This window comes from Candidatus Accumulibacter contiguus, assembly GCF_012940005.1.
Lineage (GTDB): Bacteria > Pseudomonadota > Gammaproteobacteria > Burkholderiales > Rhodocyclaceae > Accumulibacter > Accumulibacter contiguus.
In genome coordinates this window covers 71,666-91,959 of record NZ_SPMX01000003.1, presented here as the reverse complement: position 1 = coordinate 91,959, position 20,294 = coordinate 71,666, and the positions used below count along the sequence as shown (strand labels likewise).

The following is a 20,294-nucleotide window of genomic DNA, read 5'->3' as shown; positions in this document are numbered from 1 at the left end:
TTTTCGCAGGCGCCTTGGGCGCCACTATTTTGACTGCAGCGGCTGGCGGAGAGGCTGCCTGCTCCGTGGTCCCATGTTCCGTATTGGTGGCTTCGGGTTCGACTTCTTCTTGTGCGGTTTTGACTTCACTCATTGGTGCCTCCTTGGTGTGGCGAAAACTGGTAAGGGATGAAACGTCTCGTGGCCGGGGATGCGGTCACGGACGACGTCCCACGGCGCAGGCCGCCCACGGCTTGCCCAGCCGGATCAGGGCTCGGTGAACGAACGAGCCGAGTTCTACTGTGGACTCGAATTGTTGGCATGGTTCTACTCCTCGTTGCGCGGGAGTTTCCCGGGCCGACAATTATCGTTCTTTTCTGCGCAAAAAAGAACAATCCGGTGCACAAAACGTGCAATCCATCGAGGCTCATCAGGCAAACTGGCAGCGGTGTTTGGCGCACATGGCTTGCGGCAAGCGAGCGTCGTGCCGAACGCTTGTGATGCAGGCGCCTGTCGGTGGCGTCATGGCGTAAGCCAGAGCCAGGAGTGCGGGATCTATGCAGTGGCAATTTGAGCAGAATGCGCCAAGCGGACGGGCAGCGCCTGACTGCCCGTCCAATGAAGTATCTGCGCGAGCGAATGGTCGGTCAGGCCCCTTGCCGAGGGCTGCCGGTTCCGGGCAGTGTGCCTGTTCTCAGCCGAGTTTGGCGAAGGCTTCGATCACTTCTGGCGGTGCCTGTACCATTTCGATCAGCACGCCTTCACCGGCGATCGGAAACTCGGCACTCGCCTTCGGATGCAGAAAGGTGATGTCGAAGCCGGCGGCACCCTTGCGGATTCCGCCCGGCGCGAAGCGAACGCCGTTGGCAGCAAGCCATTCAACCGCCTTTGGCAGGTCGTCGATCCAGAGACCGACGTGATTCAGCGGCGTGGCATGCACGGCCGGTTTCTTGTCAGGGTCGACCGGTTGCATCAGATCAACTTCGACCTTGAACGGTCCTTTGCCCATTGCGACAATGTCTTCATCAACGTTTTCGCGCTCGCTGACGAAGTTGCCGGTGATTTCGAGACCGAGCATGTCAACCCAGAGTTGACGCAGCTTGAGCTTGTCGGGGCCGCCGATGGCGATTTGCTGGATACCGAGGACTTTGAAGGGACGTGGATTCATGGATGTTCTTTCTCTTGGCAGGATGAAAAAAGGGGATATTTCTGATGTGCAATCTCAGTCGCGGGCAGAACGACGTATGGCAGCAGCGGCAGCAATCTCGCCGCTACGCGAAAAGGCTTCGACGTTCGCTTCGATAGTATCAGGGTCGTAAAGATAATTCACCATCAGACCATACGACTGCTGCTGGCCGCGTGCCGAGGTATCGGCCAGATAGTTGAGACGTTCGATGCGCGCGCCATTGCCCAGGTGAAAGCGTGCAACCGGGTCGTAAGGCCGCCCGCCCTTGCCGGTGGTCAGCAGGTAGCGTGCGGCCAGGCGCAGCAGGCCATGTTGCAGGGCACGTGCCAGGCGCGCGTCATTCATCCAGCGTGCGTCGGCAAGCAGCTTTGCAAGCTCGCTGGCGTTGGCCGGTTGCGGCATTTCCGGCGTCAAATGGCGTTTGATCCGTTCGAGGTCGGCGGCGCTGAAAGCATGCGGCCAGGACTCCGGGTTCTTCTCGGCCCAGTGCCGGAACGAGGGCAGGGGAGAGAGGGTGGCAAAGTTGACGAGGCGCGGGTAATCGCGTTTCAGATCGTCCACAACCCGCTTGAGCAGGAAATTACCGAACGAAACGCCACGCAGGCCGACCTGGGTGTTCGAAATCGAATAGAAGATCGCTGTGTTTGCCCTGTGCGCATCGAATACCGGTGCATGTTCGTCGAGGAGTGTTTGCACATTGTCGGCGAGATGTTCGGTCAGCGCCACCTCGACGAAGATCAGCGGCTCCATCGGCATGCGTGGATGAAAGAAGGCGTAGCAGCGACGGTCGGAATCGAGGCGGTTCTTGAGATCACTCCAGGAACGGATCTGGTGTACCGCCTCATACTCGATCAGTTTTTCGAGCAGTGCTGCCGGTGAACTCCAGGTGATGCGCTGCAGTTCCAGGAAGCCGACGTCAAACCAGGCACCCAGCCGGGATTCGAGTTCGCGATCCAGCGAACGCAGGGCGACATCCTTTTCGACAAAGCGCAGCAGATCGGCACGCAGGTCGACCAGGAACTTGACGCCGTGTGAGAGGGTGTTGAATTGCGTCAGGATGCGCAGGCGAGACGAGCGCATGGCGTTGCGCAGGGCGGACTCGGCAGTCCACTGTGCGTCGCTGCCAATTGCCGCCTGATAGTCCGCATGCGCCTTGGCGACCAGCTGCGGGTCGGGACCGAATTCGGTCGCAACGATTCTCAGAAAGCTGGCGCGCCCCTCGTCGTTGAGACGCAAATAGGTTTCCGCGAGACGGCCGGCACGCTGCCTTGCCGAAACCTCACCACCGATGCCGCTGGCGCATTCATGAAGCAGACCACGAATGCGTACCAGTTGTTTGCCATCCAGGCTGCGCGCAGCACCACCGTCAGCGAGTAGCGTACGCACGCGGCGCAGCCCCCGCACTACCATCCCTTCTGCCATTTCTTTCTCCTCCGTCTCGCGGTCAGCGACGCGTCAACTCAGATGTGCTGACGATTCGCGATGACGATAAAAATGATCCCGACAACAATCATCGGCAGCGACAACCACTGCCCCATGCTGACGGTGTACGAAAATCCGAAGATTCCCTCATCCGGCGACCGGAAATACTCAGCGATCCAACGCAGGACCCCGTAGCCGATGAGAAAGACCCCGGAAACGGCGCCGCGTGCCCGCGTCTGACCTGAATACAGCCACAGGACCACAAACAGGGCGAGGCCTTCGAGTCCAGCCTGGTAGAGCTGCGAGGGGTGGCGCGGCAAATCGTCCACCCAGGGGAAAACCATCGCCCATGGCAAGGAAGGATCAGCCGCACGCCCCCACAGCTCTCCGTTGATAAAGTTGCCGATTCGCCCGGCAGCCAGGCCGAGCGGCACCAGCGGCGCGATGAAGTCGGTGATTTCGAGCCACGTCCTGCCAGTTTTGCGCGCGTACAGCCACATCGCGAGCAGTACACCGAGAAAACCACCGTGAAACGACATACCTCCTCGCCAGATGGCGAAGATCTGCAGTGGCTGCGTGAGATAGTAGCCCGGCTCGTAGAACAGAACCTGGCCCAGACGGCCACCGGCGATCACACCAAGGACGCCGTAGAACAGCAGGTCATCGAGTTGTTGTACCGTCCAGCCGGCTTGCGAAAGTTGCGGATGGGTGAGGATTCGCTGCCGGCCAAGCCCCCAGAACTGGAGAAAGGCAAGGAGGTACATCAGTCCGTACCAGTGCACACTCAGCGGGCCGAGCGAAAGCGCGACAGGGTTGAACTGCGGATGAATCAACACGGAACGAACACCCCAGGGGCTTTCGGATAGAATTCGCATTATATCGCGCCACCCTCGGGCGTGTTCCGGATTGGAGATCAGCAATGCCACACTATCGTTCCCGTACTTCGACGCACGGTCGCAACATGGCTGGCGCGCGCGCCCTTTGGCGTGCCACTGGCATGCAGGACGGCGATTTCGGCAAGCCGATCATCGCCGTCGTCAATTCCTTCACGCAGTTCGTTCCCGGACATGTGCACCTCAAGGATCTGGGTCAGTTGGTGGCGCGCGAGATCGAGGCTGCCGGTGGCGTAGCCAAGGAGTTCAACACCATCGCCATCGACGACGGGGATTGCCATGGGGCATGATGGCATGCTGTATTCATTGCCCTCGCGCGATCTGATCGCCGACTCCGTCGAATACATGGTCAATGCGCACTGTGCCGACGCGATGGTGTGCATCTCGAATTGCGACAAGATCACACCCGGCATGCTGATGGCGGCGATGCGGGTGAACATTCCGACGATCTTTGTTTCCGGTGGTCCAATGGAAGCCGGCAAGGTGAAATGGGGTGGCAAGGTGATTGCGGTTGACCTCGTCGATGCGATGGTCAAGGGCGGCGACAGCAATTGTTCAGACGAGGAAGTCGATACCTTCGAACGCTCGGCATGCCCGACCTGTGGTTCGTGTTCGGGGATGTTTACCGCCAACTCGATGAACTGCCTGACCGAGGCGCTCGGCTTTTCCCTGCCCGGCAACGGCAGTCTTCTGGCTACCCATGCGGACCGTCGAGGGCTGTTTCTGCAGGCGGGACGCCAGATCGTCGAACTCTGCCGCCGCTATTACGAGCAGGACGACGTCTCGGTGCTGCCGCGCGCCATCGGCAGTTTCGCAGCCTTCGAGAACGCGATGACGCTGGATGTGTCGATGGGCGGTTCGACGAATACCGTGTTGCACATTCTGGCGGCTGCGCAGGAGGGGGGTGTGAACTTCACGATGGACGACATCGACCGTATCTCGCGCAAGGTTCCCTGTCTGGCCAAGGTCGCTCCGGCGACACCCGATTATCATATGGAGGATGTGCATCGAGCCGGCGGCATATTTGCGATTCTCGGCGAACTCGACCGTGCCGGTCTGCTGCATCGCGGTGTGCCGACCGTGCATGCAAGAACACTCGGGGAAGCGATCGACCGCTGGGATGTGATCCGTACAGAAGACCCACAGGTGTTCGAGTTCTACCAGGCGGCACCGGGCGGCATTCCGACGCAGAAGGCTTTCTCGCAGAACCGGAGGTATCCAGATCTCGATCTCGATCGCGCGCGCGGCTGCATTCGCAACCAGGCCAACGCCTATTCGCGGGACGGCGGACTGGCCGTGCTCTACGGCAATATCGCGAGTGACGGCTGTATCGTGAAAACCGCCGGTGTGGATGAGAGTATCTGGGTGTTTGCCGGCAAGGCGCGGGTGTTCGAGAGTCAGGACGATGCCGTGCAGGCGATTCTCGGCGACCAGATCAAGGCAGGCGAGGTGGTGGTGATTCGCTACGAAGGGCCGAAAGGCGGACCGGGTATGCAGGAAATGCTCTACCCCACGTCTTACCTGAAGTCGAAAGGCTTGGGCAAGGTCTGCGCGTTGCTCACCGACGGCCGCTTTTCAGGAGGAACCTCGGGGCTGTCGATCGGGCATGTTTCACCGGAAGCCGCTGAAGGTGGCGCGATCGGCCTGGTTGAAGAAGGCGACGTGATCGAAATCGATATTCCCGGGCGTTGCATTCATCTGGCCATTGCCGATTTCGAACTGGCCAGGCGGCGCGCGGCGATGGACGCCAGGGCCGATTCTGCCTGGCGCCCGCAGTGCAAGCGCGGGCGGGTCGTTTCACAGGCATTGCAGGCCTATGCGCTGATGGCCACCTCGGCGGCGACCGGAGCGGTGCGCGACCTGAGGCAGTTGAAGCGGATCTGAGCAGGCGTGCACGACGGCAGATTCTTGCAGGGTCAACGATTGGCGCTGTCGATGCGTTGATGGAGGGTAAGGCTGGCTGACGGTATCGGAAAGGCCGATAGGCCGATCAAGAAGCTTTCCAAGCCGGTCAAACTGAAATATCATCGGAATGTTGCAAACCCTTTATCTGAACGGAGTAAAAGCATGAAAACGATCTACGTGTGCCTGCTGGCTGCTGCCGGCGTGATGTCTGCAGGTGCTGTCCAGGCTCAGGACGCCGAAGCCCTAGCCAAGTCGAAGAACTGTCTATCGTGTCACGCGGTCGACAAGAAGGTCGTCGGTCCGTCATACAAGGACGTGGCCAAGAAGTACACGGCCAAGGATGAAGCGATGCTGGCTGCGAAAGTCATCAAGGGCGGCAAGGGCGCCTGGGGTGAGATACCGATGCCGCCGAATCCGTCCGTCACGCCCGATGAGGCGACCAAACTCGTGAAGTGGATCCTCAGCCAGAAGTGATGGTTGAATGAAGAAGAAACCGGCGGCGTGCCGGTTTTTTGTTTTGATGACCCACTTTGGGAGCAGGGCGTGCCGGCCGAAAAATCATATGCCGGTTGACAAGGTCCTGATGTGCTTGGACAATCGCCCGTTCGTTAGCCCGGTAAGCACACAATATTGGAGATCAAATTTATGAACCATGTACGTATACCTGGTGTACTCGTCGTTCTGGCCGCCTCTATGGCGATCATTGGTTGCGGGAAAAAGGAAGAGCCCAAGGCCGCTGCGCCTGCCCCAGCCCCGGCTGCTGCAGCCCCTGCGCCGGCACCGAAGCCGGAGATGGTCGTGAAAATCGGTCACGTCGCGCCGCTGACCGGCCCGATTGCGCACCTCGGCAAGGACAACGAAAACGGTGCCCGGATGGCCGTCGACGATGCCAATGCCAAAAAGGTCGAGATCGATGGCAAGGTCATCAAGTTCGAACTGCTCGGCGAGGACGATCAGGCGGATCCGAAAACCGGTGCCGTCGTGGCCCAGAAACTGGTGGATGCCAAGGTCGCCGGCGTCGTCGGTCACCTGAACTCGGGTACCACCATTCCGGCATCGGCCATCTACAACCAGGCCGGCCTGCCACAGATTTCGCCGTCGGCAACCAATCCGAAGTACACCCAGCAGGGCTTCAATACTGCTTTCCGGGTGATGGCCAACGACATCCAGCAGGGCTCGGTGGTCGGTACCTATGCGGTCAAGGACATGGGCGCCAAGAAGGTGGCGATCATTGACGACCGTACGGCCTATGGTCAGGGTTTGGCGGATGAGGTCGAGAAGGCCGCCAAGGCGGCCGGTGCGACCATTGTCGCCCGCGAGTTCACCAACGACAAGGCGACTGACTTCAAGGCCATTCTGACCAAGATCAAGGCCAAGAATCCCGACGTGGTCTTCCTCGGCGGCATGGATGCGGTCGGTGGTCCGATGCTCAAACAGATGAAGGAACTGGGCATCAAGGCCAAGTTCACCACTGGCGATGGCGGTTGCTCGCCCGAGCTGATCAAACTCGCAGGTCCGGCCTCCGAAGGCGTGATCTGCTCACAAGCCGGTCTGCCCCCCGAAAAGCTCCCGAATGGCCAGAAGTTCCTCGAAGACTTCACCAAGAAGTATGGCCAGATCCAGATCTATTCGCCGTACAGCTATGATGCGGTGATGGTCCTGATCGACGCCATGAAGCGCGCCAATTCGGCTGATCCGGTCAAGTATCTGCCGGAAGTTGGCAAGACCTCCTATGATGGCGTGACCGGCAAGATCGAGTTCGACGAGAAGGGCGACATCAAGAACGGCGCGATTACGGTTTTCGAGATCAAGGATGGCAAACTCGTCACCCTGAAGTCTGAAGGTGGTAGTGCCCCCGCGAAGTAAGGGCATCCGCTAGAGAGGGAATGGCTGCGGCCATTCCCCACCGACATCCGCATCCGCTCAGCATCAACCGCGCCTTGCTTCCGCACCTCCCCACAACCCTGGTGGCATGAGTCGGAACCGACGGTTCGCCATCAGCATCTTGTTGCGGAAAGCCTGACCATGGACACACTTCTCCAGCAGTTGATCAACGGCCTCACTCTGGGCGCCGTCTATGCGCTGGTCGCTCTCGGCTACACGATGGTGTACGGCATCATCGGTCTGATCAACTTCGCTCATGGTGAGGTGGTGATGATCGGGACGATGGTCGCTTTCACCGTGATCGTTTCTCTCGCTTCTTCCGGCATGTCGCCGCTGCTGATTCTCGGCGTTGGTTTGCTGGTTTCGGTGGTGGTCTGCATGGTGCTCGGCTGGGCTCTCGAACGGGTTGCCTATCGCCCATTGCGGCATGCGCCGAGACTGACCCCCTTGATCACCGCGATCGGCATGTCGATCGTCCTGCAGAATGTGGCGATGATCATCTGGGGCCGCAATTACATTACTTTCCCACCAATGATCAACAAGCAGATTTACGAGATTGGCGGCGCCAGTTTCACCAACGTACAGGTTGCGATCGTTTCTCTTGCGGCATTGGTGATGCTGGGGCTGATCTATCTGGTGCACCGCACGCGCATCGGCATGGCCATGCGGGCGACGGCGCAAAACCCGCACGTGGCCTCGCTGATGGGGGTCGATATCAATCGCGTGATCGCCATGGCCTTCATCATCGGCTCGGCACTGGGAGCGGTGGCGGGTTGCATGGTCGGTTCATATTACGAGATTGCGCATTACCAGATGGGTTTCATGCTCGGCCTGAAGGCCTTCACGGCGGCCGTTCTCGGTGGCATCGGCAATCTCGCGGGCGCCATGGCCGGCGGCCTGTTGCTCGGCCTCATCGAGGCCCTGGGTGCCGGCTACATCGGGGATCTGACCGGTGACTTTCTGGGCAGCCACTACCAGGACATCTTTGCTTTCATTGTGCTGATCATCGTCCTGATGTTTCGCCCTTCGGGCCTGTTTGGTGAACGTACTGGAGATCGCGCATGAACGGCCGCATCCGGAGCTCCGTCTCGGTTTCCTGGCAGCGACATTGGCTGGGTCTGTTGTTGCTCGCTGTCGTCCTGCTGGCCGTGCCTTTCGTTGCCGCACTGGGTGGCCAGGCCTGGGTGCGTATTGCCAACTTCGCGATTCTCTACATGTTCCTGGCACTGGGTCTGAATATCGTCGTCGGCTATGCCGGTTTGCTTGACCTCGGTTACGTCGCCTTCTACGCGGTCGGCGCCTATACCTACGCACTCCTGGCATCGCCGCATTTCGGTATTCACCTGCCATTCTGGGTGATTCTGCCGCTGGGCGCCGGACTGGCGTGTGTATTTGGAGTTCTGCTCGGCGCACCGACCCTGAAGTTGCGTGGCGACTATCTGGCGATCGTGACGCTCGGTTTTGGTGAGATCGTCCGCATCTTCATGAACAACCTGAACGCGCCAATCAACGTCACCAACGGCGCGCAGGGAATTACCCTGATCGATCCGATCCGGATTGGCGATTTTTCGTTCGCCCAGACCAGTACCTTCCTTGGCGTGACGCTTTCCGGTCCACAGAAGTACTACTTTCTGCTGGTTGCCCTGGCGCTGCTGGTGATCGTCGTCAATATCCGCTTGCAGGATTCGCGCATCGGTCGCGCCTGGCAGGCCATTCGCGAGGACGAGGTTGCTGCCAAGGCCTGCGGGATCAATACCCGGAACATCAAGTTGCTGGCTTTCGCCATGGGCGCCTCGTTCGGCGGTATCGCCGGCGGCATCTTTTCAGCGATGCAGGGATTCGTCAGTCCCGAGAGCTTCTCGCTGATGGAATCGATCACCATTCTGGCGATGGTCGTTCTCGGTGGCATGGGCCATATCCCCGGGGTCATACTCGGTGCGGTGTTGTTGACTGGTCTTCCCGAAGCCTTGCGCTATGGCATCGAGCCGCTGCAACGCGCGCTCTTCGGGCGCATGATCATTGATCCGGAGAGCTTGCGGATGCTGGTCTTCGGCCTCGCTCTGGTACTCGTGATGCGCTTCCGACCGGCTGGTCTGTGGCCATCGTCACAGCGTCGCCGCGAACTGGCCGAGAGTGCGGACTGACCATGAACCAAGTACCACTTCTCCTCGAGGCCCATGAGGTCGCGAAACATTTCGGCGGTGTCAAGGCTTTGCATGACGTTTCGCTGACCATTCGCCGAGGCGAGATCTATGGCCTGATCGGGCCGAACGGCGCCGGCAAGACCACTTTCTTCAATTGCCTGACCGGCCTGTACAAGAACGAGAGCGGCCATTTCATCTTTGACGGTGTCAAACTCGAAGCCGATGCGCCGCACAAGGCCGCCGCCGTCGGAATCGCCCGCACTTTTCAGAACATTCGCCTGTTCGGGAACATGACGGCGATCGAGAACGTCATGGTTGGACGCCATTTGCGCACACACGCCGGCGTCTTTGGCGCGATCACCCGCAACCCGACCACCCGTGCCGAAGAGGCGGCGATTGCTCGTCGCGCCGAAGAACTGTTGCACTACGTGGGAATTCATGAGCGGGCACATGACTACGCCAAGCATCTGTCCTACGGCGATCAGCGGCGCCTCGAGATTGCCCGTGCCCTGGCCACAGAACCCAAGCTGCTCGCGCTCGACGAACCGGCTGCCGGAATGAACGGCACCGAGACCGAGGCTTTGCGCGTGCTGGTCGAGGGCATCTGCCGGGATGGTGTGACGGTTCTGCTGATCGAACATGATGTCAAACTGGTGATGGGGCTGTGTGGGCGGGTGGCGGTACTCGACTACGGCGAGAAAATCTGTGAGGACGTGCCAGTAGTGGTGCAGAAGGATCCGCGCGTGATCGAGGCCTACCTTGGTGGGTCGGTGGCCTGAAGGGAACGATGAATCATGCTTGAAGTTAACGGATTACGCGTTTCCTATGGTGGTATCCAGGCGGTTCGTGGCATCACCTTTCATGTCAATGAAGGCGAGATGGTGGCGCTGATCGGTGCCAACGGTGCCGGCAAGAGCAGCACCTTGCGAGCGCTGTCCAGACTGCTGGACCCCGCCGGTGGCAGCGTCCGCTATCGTGGCAAGGAACTGCTGGCTTTGCCGCCACACCGCCTGGTCGGTGAAGGGATTGCTCTGGTTCCGGAGGGCAGGGGGGTCTTCCCGCGCATGAGCAGCCTCGAGAACCTGCGTATGGGTGCCTATGCCCGCAACAACAAGACGGAGATCGAGGGCGACCTCGAACAGGTGCTCGGGCACTTTCCCCGCCTCAAGGAAAGAGCGCAGCAACTGGCAGGAACGCTCTCGGGTGGTGAACAGCAGATGCTGGCGATTGGCCGGGCGCTGATGAGCAAACCGCGGCTGCTGTTGCTCGATGAACCGTCGATGGGACTCGCGCCGATCATGGTGCAGAAAATCTTCGAGGTGATTCGTGCGGTGGCCAGCGCAGGCATGACCATCCTGCTCGTCGAGCAGAATGCCAAGCTGGCGCTGGAAGTCAGTCAGCGTGGCTACGTCATGGAGAGCGGCGAGATCACGCTGACCGACGAGTCGAAGAAGTTGCTCACCGACCCGAAAGTGCGCGCCTGCTATCTGGGCGAATAGGGCGCTTGCGGGCACTTGCCACAGCGCTGGCCCTAGAACTCCATCGCATCGGCGAAAGCCAGCGCCTGCACCTGGGCGCGGTTGAATTGCGTGGCGGTCAGTCCGAGCATGGCCGCCTGGCCGGCGATCACCGCGCCATCCTGGCGCTCGCTGGCCAGCGCCAGATCGAGAAAGGGTTGATAGCGACCACCCCTGCCGAGCAGGGCATCGCAGATCGGATCAGGCAGGCGCATCGCCTCGAGCACCTGCTCCATACCGACCCCGAGCAGGGCGTCGAGCAAAGAGAAAGCGCCGGTGATGAAGAGGTTGTCGTACTCCGACTTGTCGACCAGATCGCTGGCGAGCAGCTCCATCAGGCGCGCTCTGAGCAGGGCGGTGTACATCAATGCGGGCGCCATCGGGTCCTTGCTTGCCGTTGATAGCAGCAGTGACAACCAGCGGTTGAGCTTGTCGTAGCCGAGCATGCTGACGGCGTGCCGGAACGACTGGATTTCACAGGACAGGCCGAAACCGGCTGAATTGATGTAGCGCAGCAACTTGTACGAAATCGCGACATCGAGCTTGAGCGCTTCTTCGATTTCCCGGACGTCGGCGTTCTTGCGGACCAGATTGAGCACCCGCACGATGTTCGCCTGCCCGGCATTGAGCTTCTTTGCCGGTACGCCACTTGGCGAGGTGAAAAACCAGCCGGCAGCGGCAGTCATTCCCGCATCGATGCAGGCCCGGAAATCCTCGGGTGTTTCGACATTGAACGCGATGCCGATGCCGATCGAGCGTGTCCGGGCTGCGAGCAGCTTGAGTTGGGACAGCGTGAAGCGCTGTGCGTCGAAGCCGATAAAGCGGTATGGCACGCCGATCGTCAGGGCTTGCGCTGCCTGCGGATCAAAATGCAGGCACACCGTCGGCTGCCAGGTTTCCAGCGCGGCGATCAGGTCCGGTCCCTGCGGGCTGAGCAGCGTTGCCGCCGAGAATTCGATGGTCGCGTTTTCCGGAGTCGACCAGTCGAGCAGGCGGGCATCACTGCTGCTGCCGCAACTGATGAACACCGGCTTCCCTCCAGGTGGCCAGACCCCGGCCAGCGCGCTGAGGGTGCTCACTGCGTCCTCCATGCCATCGCCGTTGCTCAGGTGCAGTGTCAGACGGGTGGCGATGATCCGGCACTGGCGATTGACCAGCGCCTGGCGGGACATGAAAACTTCATTCATCTGGAGTAACCCTGGTATCGGAAGAACCACTCGTATTCGGTGCATGAAGCGCACGCTTCGCGCTCATCGCCTCCAGGGTATCGGCAGAAAAGTCGAAGGAGTCAGCGAAGAATTCCTCTGGCGGCAACTGGCAGTGAGTCAGGAAGTCCTGCCTGGCGGCAGTCACCATCGCCGGTGAACCACAGACATAGGCCTGGTAGTCAGCAAGCCTGGGGTGATCGGCCATGGCCACTGCATGCACCAGGCCGCGTCGACCCGGCCAGTGTTCCGCTTCCGGCGAGTCGGACAGGACCGGCGTGAAATCAATATGGGGATGCTGCACAGACCACGATTCGGCCAGGGCCAGCAGGTAAAGGTCGGCGCGACAGCGACCACCCCAATAGATGTGCATTGGCCTGGTGCATTCTTCCGCGATGGCGTGTTCGACGATCGCCTTGATCGGCGCAAAGCCGGTGCCGCCAGCAACCAGCAGCATCGGTTTGCCGGCGTCCTCGCGCATGAAGAAACTGCCGTATGGTCCGCGCAGACGCAGGAGGTCGCGTTCCTTCATGGTGTCGAAGACCTGCCCGGTGAACTGGCCACCCGGCACCTGCCGAACATGCAGTTGAAGAAAGTCGTCCGCGTGCGGTGCGTTGGCCAGCGAGAACGAGCGGCGCCGGCCTTCCTTGAGCAGAATGTCCACGTATTGGCCGGCGAGAAACTGCAGGCGCTCGTTGGCGGGCAGTTTGAGGTCAATGATGATCACGTCCGGAGCGGCGCGCGTGAGCTTGTGCACGCGCGCTGGCAAGGTTCTGATCGGAATATCCTCGATCGAGCGGACTTCCCGGCTCTCCAGGCACAGGTCGCTTCTCGCCATGGCGCAGCAAAAGAGGGCAAAGCCGGCCTGGCGGTCGGCCTCACTGAGCACTTCGAGCTGGGCTTTGCCGTGCGCCAGCTCGCCGCTCAGGACCTTGCCCCGACAGCTGCCACAAACCCCATCCCGGCAGCCGTATGGCAGACTCAATCCCTGACGCAGCGCTGCTTCGAGAATGGTCTCTTCCGGTTCGGCGTGAAAAGTGTGCCGGCTCGGCTGAACACTGACCTGAAAACCCATGGACTCTCCGCTGATGTCCTAATCCGGTAAAATTGCACAGTGCAAAAACTATTGATCGTCGGCTGCGGTGACATTGCCAGCCGCTTGCTTCCCCGTCTGCTTGGCCATTATCGCGTTTTCGCGCTGTTACGCGATCCTGGGCAGAGTTCCTTCTGGCGCGAAAAGGGTGCCCGACCCGTCGTGGCCGACCTCGATCAGCCAGCCAGCCTGCAACGCATCGCTGGTCTCGCTGACGTCATTGTCCATCTGGCACCGCCGCCGAATGCTGACCGACGAAGTCTCCCAGGATGTCGGCGTGATACCCGCACCAGTGGCCTGCTCGCCGCGCTGGCTCGTGGCAGGAGTCTACCACAGCGCATCGTGTATATAAGCACCAGCGGCGTCTATGGCGATTGCCAGGGGGAACGGATCGACGAAACGCGCAGCTTGCGGCCGACGACGGCGCGTGCCTGCCGCCGCGTTGATGCCGAGCGCCAGTTACGCGCTTTTGGCCACCGAGGCGTGGTCGTCAGCATTTTGCGTGTCCCCGGCATCTATGCTGCGGATCGCCTGCCGATCGAGCGTTTGCAAAAAGGTACGCCGGCGCTGTGCGCGGCTGACGATGTCTATACCAACCATATTCATGCCGAGGATCTGGCGATGCTGACCTGCGCCGCGCTTCGTTACGGGCGCAGCAACCGTATCTATCATGCGACCGACGATTCGGAAATCAGGATGGGTGAGTATTTTGATCTCGTTGCCGATCGTTTCGGTCTGCCGCGCGTACCTCGCCTTTCGCGTCGCGACGCCGAGCAGCAACTGTCGCCGCTGCAGTTGTCTTTCATGAGCGAATCACGCCGTCTGAGCAACCAGCGGATCAAGAAGGAACTGCACGCCAGGCTGCGCTATGCCCGCGTCGAGGATGGCGTCGCAGCGGCCTGCGCGGAAAGGAAGCACGGATGTTGATCGTCAAGGTTCTGCATCTCTGGATGGTGGTCAGCTGGTTTGCCGGCCTGTTCTACCTGCCACGGATTTTTGTCAATTTGGCGATGGTTGCGCCGGACAGCGCCGCCGAGCGTGATCGCCTGCTGCTGATGGCCGGCAAGCTCTTTCGTTTCATGACCCCGATTGCCGTTCTGGCCGTCGCCTTGGGTCTCTGGCTGTGGTTTGGTTTCGGTTTCTCGGGTGGCTGGTTGCACGCAAAGACTGCTTTGGTGGTGGCGTTGCTGGCGTATCACGCGTATTGTGGTCGGCTTTTGCGCGACTTCCAGGCCGGTCGTAAGCTCCACGGCCACGTCTGGTACCGCTATTTCAACGAATTGCCAGTGCTGCTGCTGCTGGCAGTGACTTACCTGGCCGTGGTCAAGCCGTTCTAGTTTCGCCTGTCGGGAGACAAACCATCGTGGAAAAGTTTTTTGCAAGCTGCCCGCGCGGCTTGGAGCAACTGCTGCTTGAAGACCTCGTGGCGGCGGGTGCGCGTGATCTCAAACCGATCTTCGGTGGTGTGCATTTCCTTGCCGACTGGCCGGTCTGCTACCGCGCCAATCTGTATTCGCGGATTGCCACGCGCATTCTCTGGCGCGTGGCGCTGGCGCCTTATGGCAATGAAGAAGATATCTACCGCCTGGCACTCGACACCCCCTGGCCGAGATGGTTCGTTCCCGAGCAGACCATTCGGGTAGACGTCAACGCCGTCAAGAGCCCACTGAAAAGCCTCGAATTCGTGACCCTGCGAATCAAGGACGCGATCTGCGATCGTTTTCGCCGCGAGACCGGCAAGCGTCCGAGTGTCGATACCCGCCATCCGGACCTGCGGGTACACGGCTTCATCAGCAAGGACGAATGCACGCTCTATCTCGATACTTCGGGTGCGCCGCTCTACCAGCGCGGTTATCGCCAGAAGACCGTCGATGCGCCGCTCAAGGAAAATCTCGCCGCCGGCATTCTGCGCCTCAGCGGCTGGCAGCCCGGCGTCGCTCTGCTTGACCCGATGTGCGGCAGCGGTACCTTTCTGCTCGAAGCCGCACAGATCGCGCTCGGTGTGGCGCCCGGGGCCGGGCGTTCCTTCGCCTTTCAGCAGTTACGCCATTTTGATTCGGCGACCTGGCAGCGGCTGCTCGATGCCGCGCGTGCCGGGGAAACGCTGGCCACCGATTCGGGAATTTTTGGCAGCGATATCTCGCCGGTCGCCGTGCGCGCGGCGCTGGCCAATCTCGACCGCGCCGGACTGCTGCCGGCGCTTACCTTATGCACCGGCGACCTGCTCGAAATCAAGGCGCCGGCCGAGCATGGCGTGATGGTCAGTAATCCGCCTTACGGCGAGCGCGTCTCCGACCATGACGAGTTGGCACAGTTCTACCCTCTGCTCGGCAGTGCGTTGAAGCGCCGCTTCGCTGGCTGGAACTGCTATCTGATCAGCGCCGACACTCGTCTGCCGAAAATGCTCCGCCTGACTCCAAGCAGGAAGACACCCCTGTTCAATGGGGCGCTGGAATGCCGTCTCTATGAATTCCGGATGGTGGCGGGCAGCAACCGCGGCGGCTCGGCGGGTTCTTCGACGGCGGGCGCCTCGTCAAGCGGCTAGCGGACCCGGACTTCCTTCTGCGCGGGCAGCGAGCACCGGATATTTTGCTTGGCAGTTCCTGTAGTTGACGCAGGACGGGTCGGCGCCTAAGATCGCGGAGTTTTTTGTGCCAAGGTGCTGTGTGGTGAGAATGGAGCAGTTATACAACCTGATCAGGTCCGACCTGGAAGCGGTTGACGCAGTGATCCGCCAGCGCCTCCATTCCGATGTGGTGCTGGTCCGGCAGGTCGCCGAGTACATCGTGCAGAGCGGCGGCAAGAGACTGCGTCCGGCGCTGGTGCTGCTCTCGGCTGGCGCGCTGGGTTATCGCGGTGCATATCATCACGAACTCTCGGCGGTGATCGAGTTCATCCACACGGCCACCTTGCTGCATGACGATGTGGTCGACGCTTCCGACCTGCGGCGCGGTCGTGAAACCGCCAACGCGATGTTCGGTAATTCGGCCAGCGTGCTGGTGGGTGACTTCCTGTATTCGCGAGCCTTTCAGATGATGGTTGCAGTCAATGACATGCGCGTCATGCAGGTGTTGTCAGACGCGACCAACGTCATTGCCGAGGGCGAAGTGCTGCAATTGATGAACTGTCATGATGCAGACCTCGATGAGGCGAGCTACCTGCAAGTCATCCGCTACAAGACGGCGAAGCTGTTCGAGGCGGCGGCGCAACTGGGGGCGATCATTGGTGGTGCCACTGCTGCCATCGAGCAGGCGATGGCGACCTACGGCATACACCTGGGGACGGCGTTTCAGTTGATTGACGATGTGCTTGACTATTCGGGCGCCGAACAGGAGACCGGCAAGCATCTTGGCGACGACCTGGCTGAAGGCAAGCCGACACTGCCGCTGATTTTCGTACTTCAGAATGGGACTACAGCGCAGGCGGCTTGCGTACGACGCGCGATAGAGAGTGGTGGGCGTGACGACTTGCCTGAGGTGTTGGCAGCGATTCGCGCCACCGGGGCGCTCGAATACGCAAAACAGAAGGCCAAGGCGGAGGCTGAGCGCGCTGCGATTGCGCTGGATCTCGTACCTACTTCTCAATACAAGGATTCCTTGTTAGAATTATGCCTCTTTGCAGTAGCTAGAAGTTATTAGCGCTGTAATCGCATCGGTCGGGGCGTAGCTCAGCCTGGTAGAGTACTGCGTTCGGGACGCAGGAGTCGGAGGTTCGAATCCTCTCGCCCCGACCAACCGTTGCCTGTCGGTCTTTCCCGACACACGCGCTGCACCGGTCTTCAACCCGGACGATTGCCCGAATCCGATTGGCGATGCTCTCTGCTCGCCATCGTTCTGCTATGCTTGTGCGTTCTGCAGGACTTCTCTGGCAATGACAAAATTTTTACTGTTAATCGGGCTGGTGTGGTTTGTCTGGTGGGCCTGGCGCAAGTCGTGCACGGCGCGCAGCACGATTCGACCGCCGACCGAAGAACTCGAAGCCGAGCGCATGGTTCAATGTGCCCACTGTGGTGTCAATCAGCCAGTCAGCGAGAGCATTCTGGCCAATGATCGTTACTACTGCTGCGTTGCCCACCTTCGTGAAGCCCAGTCCGACGGCACCTGAGTGGTCATGTTGAGCACGCCAGAGGTTGGCATCGAGCGCTTCTCCGAGACGCACTGGAAATCGCTGCGCTATTTCAACCTCTACCGCTTTGCGGTAGCCTTGCTGCTTTTCTGCTCCGCGCTGCTGTACCCGTCCGCCTTTCCTGTGCTCACTCCGCATCAGGGTTTGCAGCACCTGATGCTGGCCGGAATCTACCTGGCGAGTACTGCGCTGACGGTGATCGTGGCGTATCGCCATCGTCAGCATGCCAGCATGCAGCTCACTGCGAGCGTCATGGTTGATGTACTGGTGATGACGCTGCTGATTCATGTTGGCGGCGGGCTGGGTAGCGGACTGGGATCGATGCTGTTGGTGACACTGGCCGGTGCCGGTCTGGTCGGGCAGGGTCGCCTGGTGCTGTTCTATGCGGCGATGGCAACGCTCGCTGTGCTGTTCGAACAGTCTTATCGGGCACTGCAGAACGATTTCGATGCGGCCGGATTCTTCCATGCCGGGGTCTTCAGTGCCGGGTTTTTTGCGGTAGCCGTTTCGGCTCGCCTGCTGGCTCGTCGGGTGATCGCCAACGAAGTGCTGGCAAGGCAGCGCGGTGTTGACCTGAATAATCAGACGGTGATCAGCCAGCGCGTGATCGAGGAGATGCAGGATGGTGTTCTGGTGCTCAGCAGCGATGGTCAGGTCAGGCAGAGCAACCCCCGCGCCAGGCAACTGCTGGCATTGCATGGCGGCAAGGGGATCAGCGAGTGCTCGCCCGAACTGGCGCAGGGTTTCGTCAATTGGTGCCAGAACCCCGGCGAAGAGGCGGCGCTGGTCAACGTGCCGGCGAGTGGCATACAATTGCGAGCGCGCTTCATTCGCACCGTCAGCACTGAAAATGATGTGCTTGTTTTTCTTGAGGATATCGGCCGTCTGCAGGAGCAGGCACGGCAGATCAAACTGGCTGCACTCGGGCGGCTGACCGCCAACATCGCGCACGAGATTCGCAACCCGCTATCGGCGATCAGTCATGCCGGCGAGTTGTTGCGTGAAGAACGGCGAGGCCAGCTGTATGAGCGCCTGCTGCGCATCGTTCTTGACAATGCCCAGCGTCTGGAGCGCATCGTTAGTGATATTCTGGAACTTGGTCGCCGTGACCGCAGCTACCGTGAACGGATCGACCTGCGCGAGGCGCTGCCTTTGTTCATCGAGGAATGCCGGGTCAAGGAGAACTTGCCGGCAGATGTGGTCCGCCTGGAGTTGTCGGGCCGGGCCATTCTTTGTTTCGATCGTTCGCATTTTCATCAGGTGTTATGGAATCTTCTGGGCAACGCGTTGCGGCATTCGCAGCGTGCTGCCGGTAGCGTTCGCCTGCTGGTTTGTGATGCCCGGGCCGATGATCAGTTGGAACTGCATGTGATCGACGATGGTCAGGGCGTCGATGAGGCTTGCCGCGAACAGATCTTTGAGCCGTTCTTTACCACACATCATCGTGGTACCGGCCTGGGTCTTTTTTATTGCACGCGAGTTGTGCGAAGCGAATGGCGCGCAGCTTGAACTCCAGAAGCCAGGGCTAGGGCCAGGTGCCGATTTTTGTCTCTTGGGGAGGGCGGTCGGGTGTTAGCAGGTAAAACGGAAAGGCGCCCGCGCGGCGAGTTGGCGAGAGTGCTGGTGGTCGACGACGAGGCGGATATTCGTGAGCTTCTCGATCTGACGCTGGCGCGCATGGGACTCTCCGCAGACTGTGCGGCAAGCGTAGCGGAGGCGCGACTGCTGCTCGGGCAGCAGCGCTATCAACTGTGTCTCACCGACATGCGTCTCCCGGACGGAGAGGGTCTGGAGATCGTGCGGCTGATCGGTGAGCGCTATGGAGAGACCCCCGTGGCGGTGATCACCGCTTTCGGCAGTACCCAGAACGCGGTGGCTGCGTTAAAGGCAGGCGCTTTTGACTATCTGGCCAAACCGGTAGCTCTGGAGCAATTGCGCAGCTTGATCAAATCTGCTCTCAGTCTGCCGCGTCGGCGGGCTGGCGTCGTCGGGGATGAAGCACCCGGTCTTGCCGCCCAACTGATCGGGCACTCGGCGGCGATTGAACATGTCCGTGACATGATCGAGAAGCTGGCCCGTACCCAGGCGCCGGTCTATATCTCCGGGGAATCGGGGACAGGAAAGGAACTGGCCGCGCGCCTGATACACGATCAAAGTGCCCGTCGTGCCGAGCCCTTCGTGCCGGTGAATTGTGGAGCGATTCCCGAGAATCTGATGGAAAGCGAATTCTTCGGTTATCGCAAGGGCGCATTCACGGGTGCGGACGGCGATCGCGAGGGCTTCTTCCAGGCAGCTCATGGAGGAACGCTGTTTCTCGACGAACTGGCTGATTTGCCGCTGCCGATGCAGGTCAAACTGTTGCGAGCCATTCAGGAAAAGAAGATACGCAAGGTTGGCAGCACAGTCGAAGAAGGCGTCGACGTGCGCATCATCTCGGCGACTCACCGTTTGCTCAGTGACTGCGTTGATGCCGGAACCTTTCGCCAGGATCTCTATTACCGAGTGAACGTCATCGAACTCAAGATGCCGCCTTTGCGCGAACGCGAGGAGGATGTCGAGCCACTGGTAGAGGCGCTGCTGGTACGCATCTGCGGGGCACAACCGCCACGGCTGCAAGCACAAGCCCTGACGGCGCTGAAAGCGTACAGTTTTCCAGGCAATGTGCGGGAGCTCGAAAACATCCTCGAGCGGGCCACGGCACTGTGTAACGATGGGACGGTGGCTCTCGACGATCTGCAGCTGGCGCCGGAAAAGACGGCCAGTGATAGCGTGGGCCGCGACGGTGAAACGCTCGACGACTACATCAACCGTGTCGAGAGGCAGGCGATCCTTGAGGCCTTGGCCAAGACGGCGTTCAACCGTACTGCAGCGGCCAGGCTGCTCGGCGTGACTTTCCGTTCGCTGCGTTACCGCATCGAGCGCCTCGGTATCGAAGAGTGAT

18 protein-coding genes, 1 tRNA gene and 1 pseudogene are annotated in these 20,294 nt (G+C 60.4%); 15 read left to right on the top strand and 5 right to left on the bottom strand.

Going from position 1 to position 20,294, the window contains the following annotated elements; translation table 11 throughout:
* Nucleotides 1-673: 673 nt before the first annotated feature.
* The 3 genes from E4Q08_RS01310 to lgt are packed head-to-tail and all read right to left on the bottom strand — an operon-like array spanning nt 674 to nt 3,423.
* Nucleotides 674-1,147: a VOC family protein gene (locus E4Q08_RS01310; protein ID WP_034919104.1), complete on the bottom strand. Its 474-nt coding sequence runs from the start codon at nt 1,145-1,147 to the stop codon at nt 674-676.
* Nucleotides 1,148-1,201: 54 nt separating this feature from the next.
* Nucleotides 1,202-2,587: a malonyl-CoA decarboxylase gene (locus E4Q08_RS01305; RefSeq protein WP_169069057.1), complete on the bottom strand. Its 1,386-nt coding sequence runs from the start codon at nt 2,585-2,587 to the stop codon at nt 1,202-1,204.
* A gap of 38 nt (nt 2,588-2,625) precedes the next feature.
* Nucleotides 2,626-3,423 (bottom strand): prolipoprotein diacylglyceryl transferase, encoded by a 798-nt coding sequence (gene lgt, locus E4Q08_RS01300; protein ID WP_169069056.1) that lies wholly within the window; start codon nt 3,421-3,423, stop codon nt 2,626-2,628.
* An 83-nt stretch (nt 3,424-3,506) separates the two neighbouring features.
* Here lgt and ilvD point away from each other — a divergent pair.
* The 7 genes and pseudogenes from ilvD (at nt 3,507) to E4Q08_RS01265 (ending at nt 10,912) form a co-directional block, all read left to right on the top strand.
* Nucleotides 3,507-5,364 (top strand): annotated as a pseudogene (gene ilvD / locus E4Q08_RS01295) (dihydroxy-acid dehydratase).
* A 183-nt stretch (nt 5,365-5,547) separates the two neighbouring features.
* Nucleotides 5,548-5,859 (top strand): c-type cytochrome, encoded by a 312-nt coding sequence (locus tag E4Q08_RS01290; RefSeq protein ID WP_034919112.1) that lies wholly within the window; start codon nt 5,548-5,550, stop codon nt 5,857-5,859.
* A gap of 171 nt (nt 5,860-6,030) precedes the next feature.
* A complete protein-coding gene (locus E4Q08_RS01285; RefSeq protein ID WP_034919115.1) occupies nt 6,031-7,251 on the top strand; it encodes a branched-chain amino acid ABC transporter substrate-binding protein in 1,221 nt (406 codons plus the stop codon).
* 159 nt (nt 7,252-7,410) lie between these two features.
* Nucleotides 7,411-8,334 carry a branched-chain amino acid ABC transporter permease gene (locus E4Q08_RS01280; RefSeq protein WP_169069055.1) on the top strand — a complete coding sequence of 308 codons (924 nt, stop codon included), beginning with the start codon at nt 7,411-7,413 and terminating at the stop codon, nt 8,332-8,334.
* On the top strand, nt 8,331-9,413 hold the full coding sequence (locus E4Q08_RS01275) for an ABC transporter permease subunit (RefSeq protein ID WP_169069054.1): 1,083 nt from the start codon (nt 8,331-8,333) through the stop codon (nt 9,411-9,413). Before E4Q08_RS01280 ends, E4Q08_RS01275 begins: the two co-directional genes overlap by 4 nt.
* A 2-nt stretch (nt 9,414-9,415) precedes the next feature.
* The gene (locus tag E4Q08_RS01270) at nt 9,416-10,192 is read left to right on the top strand and encodes an ABC transporter ATP-binding protein (RefSeq protein WP_034913852.1); all 777 of its coding nucleotides are present in this window, start codon (nt 9,416-9,418) and stop codon (nt 10,190-10,192) included.
* Nucleotides 10,193-10,207: 15 nt separating this feature from the next.
* Nucleotides 10,208-10,912, top strand: a complete 705-nt coding sequence (locus E4Q08_RS01265; protein ID WP_034913855.1) for an ABC transporter ATP-binding protein — start codon at nt 10,208-10,210, stop codon at nt 10,910-10,912.
* Nucleotides 10,913-10,944: 32 nt separating this feature from the next.
* Here the strand turns inward: E4Q08_RS01265 and E4Q08_RS01260 are convergent, their stop codons facing one another.
* Both E4Q08_RS01260 and E4Q08_RS01255 read right to left on the bottom strand, forming a co-directional pair.
* Nucleotides 10,945-12,117, bottom strand: a complete 1,173-nt coding sequence (locus E4Q08_RS01260; protein WP_169069053.1) for an EAL and HDOD domain-containing protein — start codon at nt 12,115-12,117, stop codon at nt 10,945-10,947.
* Nucleotides 12,110-13,210, bottom strand: a complete 1,101-nt coding sequence (locus tag E4Q08_RS01255) for a CDP-6-deoxy-delta-3,4-glucoseen reductase (protein ID WP_169069052.1) — start codon at nt 13,208-13,210, stop codon at nt 12,110-12,112. The genes E4Q08_RS01260 and E4Q08_RS01255 overlap by 8 nt, the downstream gene beginning before the upstream one ends.
* Before the next feature lie 39 nt (nt 13,211-13,249).
* Here E4Q08_RS01255 and E4Q08_RS01250 point away from each other — a divergent pair, with 39 nt between their 5' ends.
* The 8 genes from E4Q08_RS01250 to E4Q08_RS01215 all read left to right on the top strand — a co-directional run bounded on the left by E4Q08_RS01250 (nt 13,250) and on the right by E4Q08_RS01215 (nt 20,293).
* On the top strand, nt 13,250-14,155 hold the full coding sequence (locus tag E4Q08_RS01250; protein ID WP_034913857.1) for an SDR family oxidoreductase: 906 nt from the start codon (nt 13,250-13,252) through the stop codon (nt 14,153-14,155).
* On the top strand, nt 14,149-14,565 hold the full coding sequence (locus E4Q08_RS01245; RefSeq protein ID WP_034913860.1) for a CopD family protein: 417 nt from the start codon (nt 14,149-14,151) through the stop codon (nt 14,563-14,565). The genes E4Q08_RS01250 and E4Q08_RS01245 overlap by 7 nt, the downstream gene beginning before the upstream one ends.
* Before the next feature lie 23 nt (nt 14,566-14,588).
* Nucleotides 14,589-15,773 (top strand): THUMP domain-containing class I SAM-dependent RNA methyltransferase, encoded by a 1,185-nt coding sequence (locus E4Q08_RS01240; RefSeq protein ID WP_034913862.1) that lies wholly within the window; start codon nt 14,589-14,591, stop codon nt 15,771-15,773.
* Nucleotides 15,774-15,903: 130 nt separating this feature from the next.
* Entirely contained in the window at nt 15,904-16,866 is a 963-nt protein-coding gene (locus tag E4Q08_RS01235; RefSeq protein WP_211203268.1) for a polyprenyl synthetase family protein, read from the top strand.
* A gap of 18 nt (nt 16,867-16,884) precedes the next feature.
* Nucleotides 16,885-16,961 (top strand) — tRNA-Pro (locus E4Q08_RS01230).
* A gap of 137 nt (nt 16,962-17,098) precedes the next feature.
* Nucleotides 17,099-17,332: a PP0621 family protein gene (locus E4Q08_RS01225; RefSeq protein WP_034914629.1), complete on the top strand. Its 234-nt coding sequence runs from the start codon at nt 17,099-17,101 to the stop codon at nt 17,330-17,332.
* A 6-nt stretch (nt 17,333-17,338) separates the two neighbouring features.
* Complete coding sequence (locus E4Q08_RS01220; protein ID WP_169069051.1) at nt 17,339-18,862, top strand: two-component system sensor histidine kinase NtrB; 1,524 nt, start codon at nt 17,339-17,341, stop codon at nt 18,860-18,862.
* A 60-nt stretch (nt 18,863-18,922) separates the two neighbouring features.
* Nucleotides 18,923-20,293 carry a sigma-54-dependent transcriptional regulator gene (locus E4Q08_RS01215; RefSeq protein ID WP_169069050.1) on the top strand — a complete coding sequence of 457 codons (1,371 nt, stop codon included), beginning with the start codon at nt 18,923-18,925 and terminating at the stop codon, nt 20,291-20,293.
* Nucleotide 20,294 lies beyond the last annotated feature (1 nt).

Coding starts and splice junctions, on each gene's coding strand:
- E4Q08_RS01235 (WP_211203268.1), top strand. CDS start 15,904: ATGGAGCAGTTATACAACCTGATCAGGTCCGACCTGGAAGCGGTTGAC.
- E4Q08_RS01285 (WP_034919115.1), top strand. CDS start 6,031: ATGAACCATGTACGTATACCTGGTGTACTCGTCGTTCTGGCCGCCTCT.
- E4Q08_RS01260 (WP_169069053.1), bottom strand. CDS start 12,117: ATGAATGAAGTTTTCATGTCCCGCCAGGCGCTGGTCAATCGCCAGTGC.
- E4Q08_RS01255 (WP_169069052.1), bottom strand. CDS start 13,210: ATGGGTTTTCAGGTCAGTGTTCAGCCGAGCCGGCACACTTTTCACGCC.
- E4Q08_RS01245 (WP_034913860.1), top strand. CDS start 14,149: ATGTTGATCGTCAAGGTTCTGCATCTCTGGATGGTGGTCAGCTGGTTT.
- E4Q08_RS01280 (WP_169069055.1), top strand. CDS start 7,411: ATGGACACACTTCTCCAGCAGTTGATCAACGGCCTCACTCTGGGCGCC.
- E4Q08_RS01310 (WP_034919104.1), bottom strand. CDS start 1,147: ATGAATCCACGTCCCTTCAAAGTCCTCGGTATCCAGCAAATCGCCATC.
- E4Q08_RS01270 (WP_034913852.1), top strand. CDS start 9,416: ATGAACCAAGTACCACTTCTCCTCGAGGCCCATGAGGTCGCGAAACAT.
- E4Q08_RS01265 (WP_034913855.1), top strand. CDS start 10,208: ATGCTTGAAGTTAACGGATTACGCGTTTCCTATGGTGGTATCCAGGCG.
- E4Q08_RS01290 (WP_034919112.1), top strand. CDS start 5,548: ATGAAAACGATCTACGTGTGCCTGCTGGCTGCTGCCGGCGTGATGTCT.
- E4Q08_RS01275 (WP_169069054.1), top strand. CDS start 8,331: ATGAACGGCCGCATCCGGAGCTCCGTCTCGGTTTCCTGGCAGCGACAT.
- E4Q08_RS01225 (WP_034914629.1), top strand. CDS start 17,099: ATGACAAAATTTTTACTGTTAATCGGGCTGGTGTGGTTTGTCTGGTGG.
- E4Q08_RS01305 (WP_169069057.1), bottom strand. CDS start 2,587: ATGGCAGAAGGGATGGTAGTGCGGGGGCTGCGCCGCGTGCGTACGCTA.
- E4Q08_RS01220 (WP_169069051.1), top strand. CDS start 17,339: ATGTTGAGCACGCCAGAGGTTGGCATCGAGCGCTTCTCCGAGACGCAC.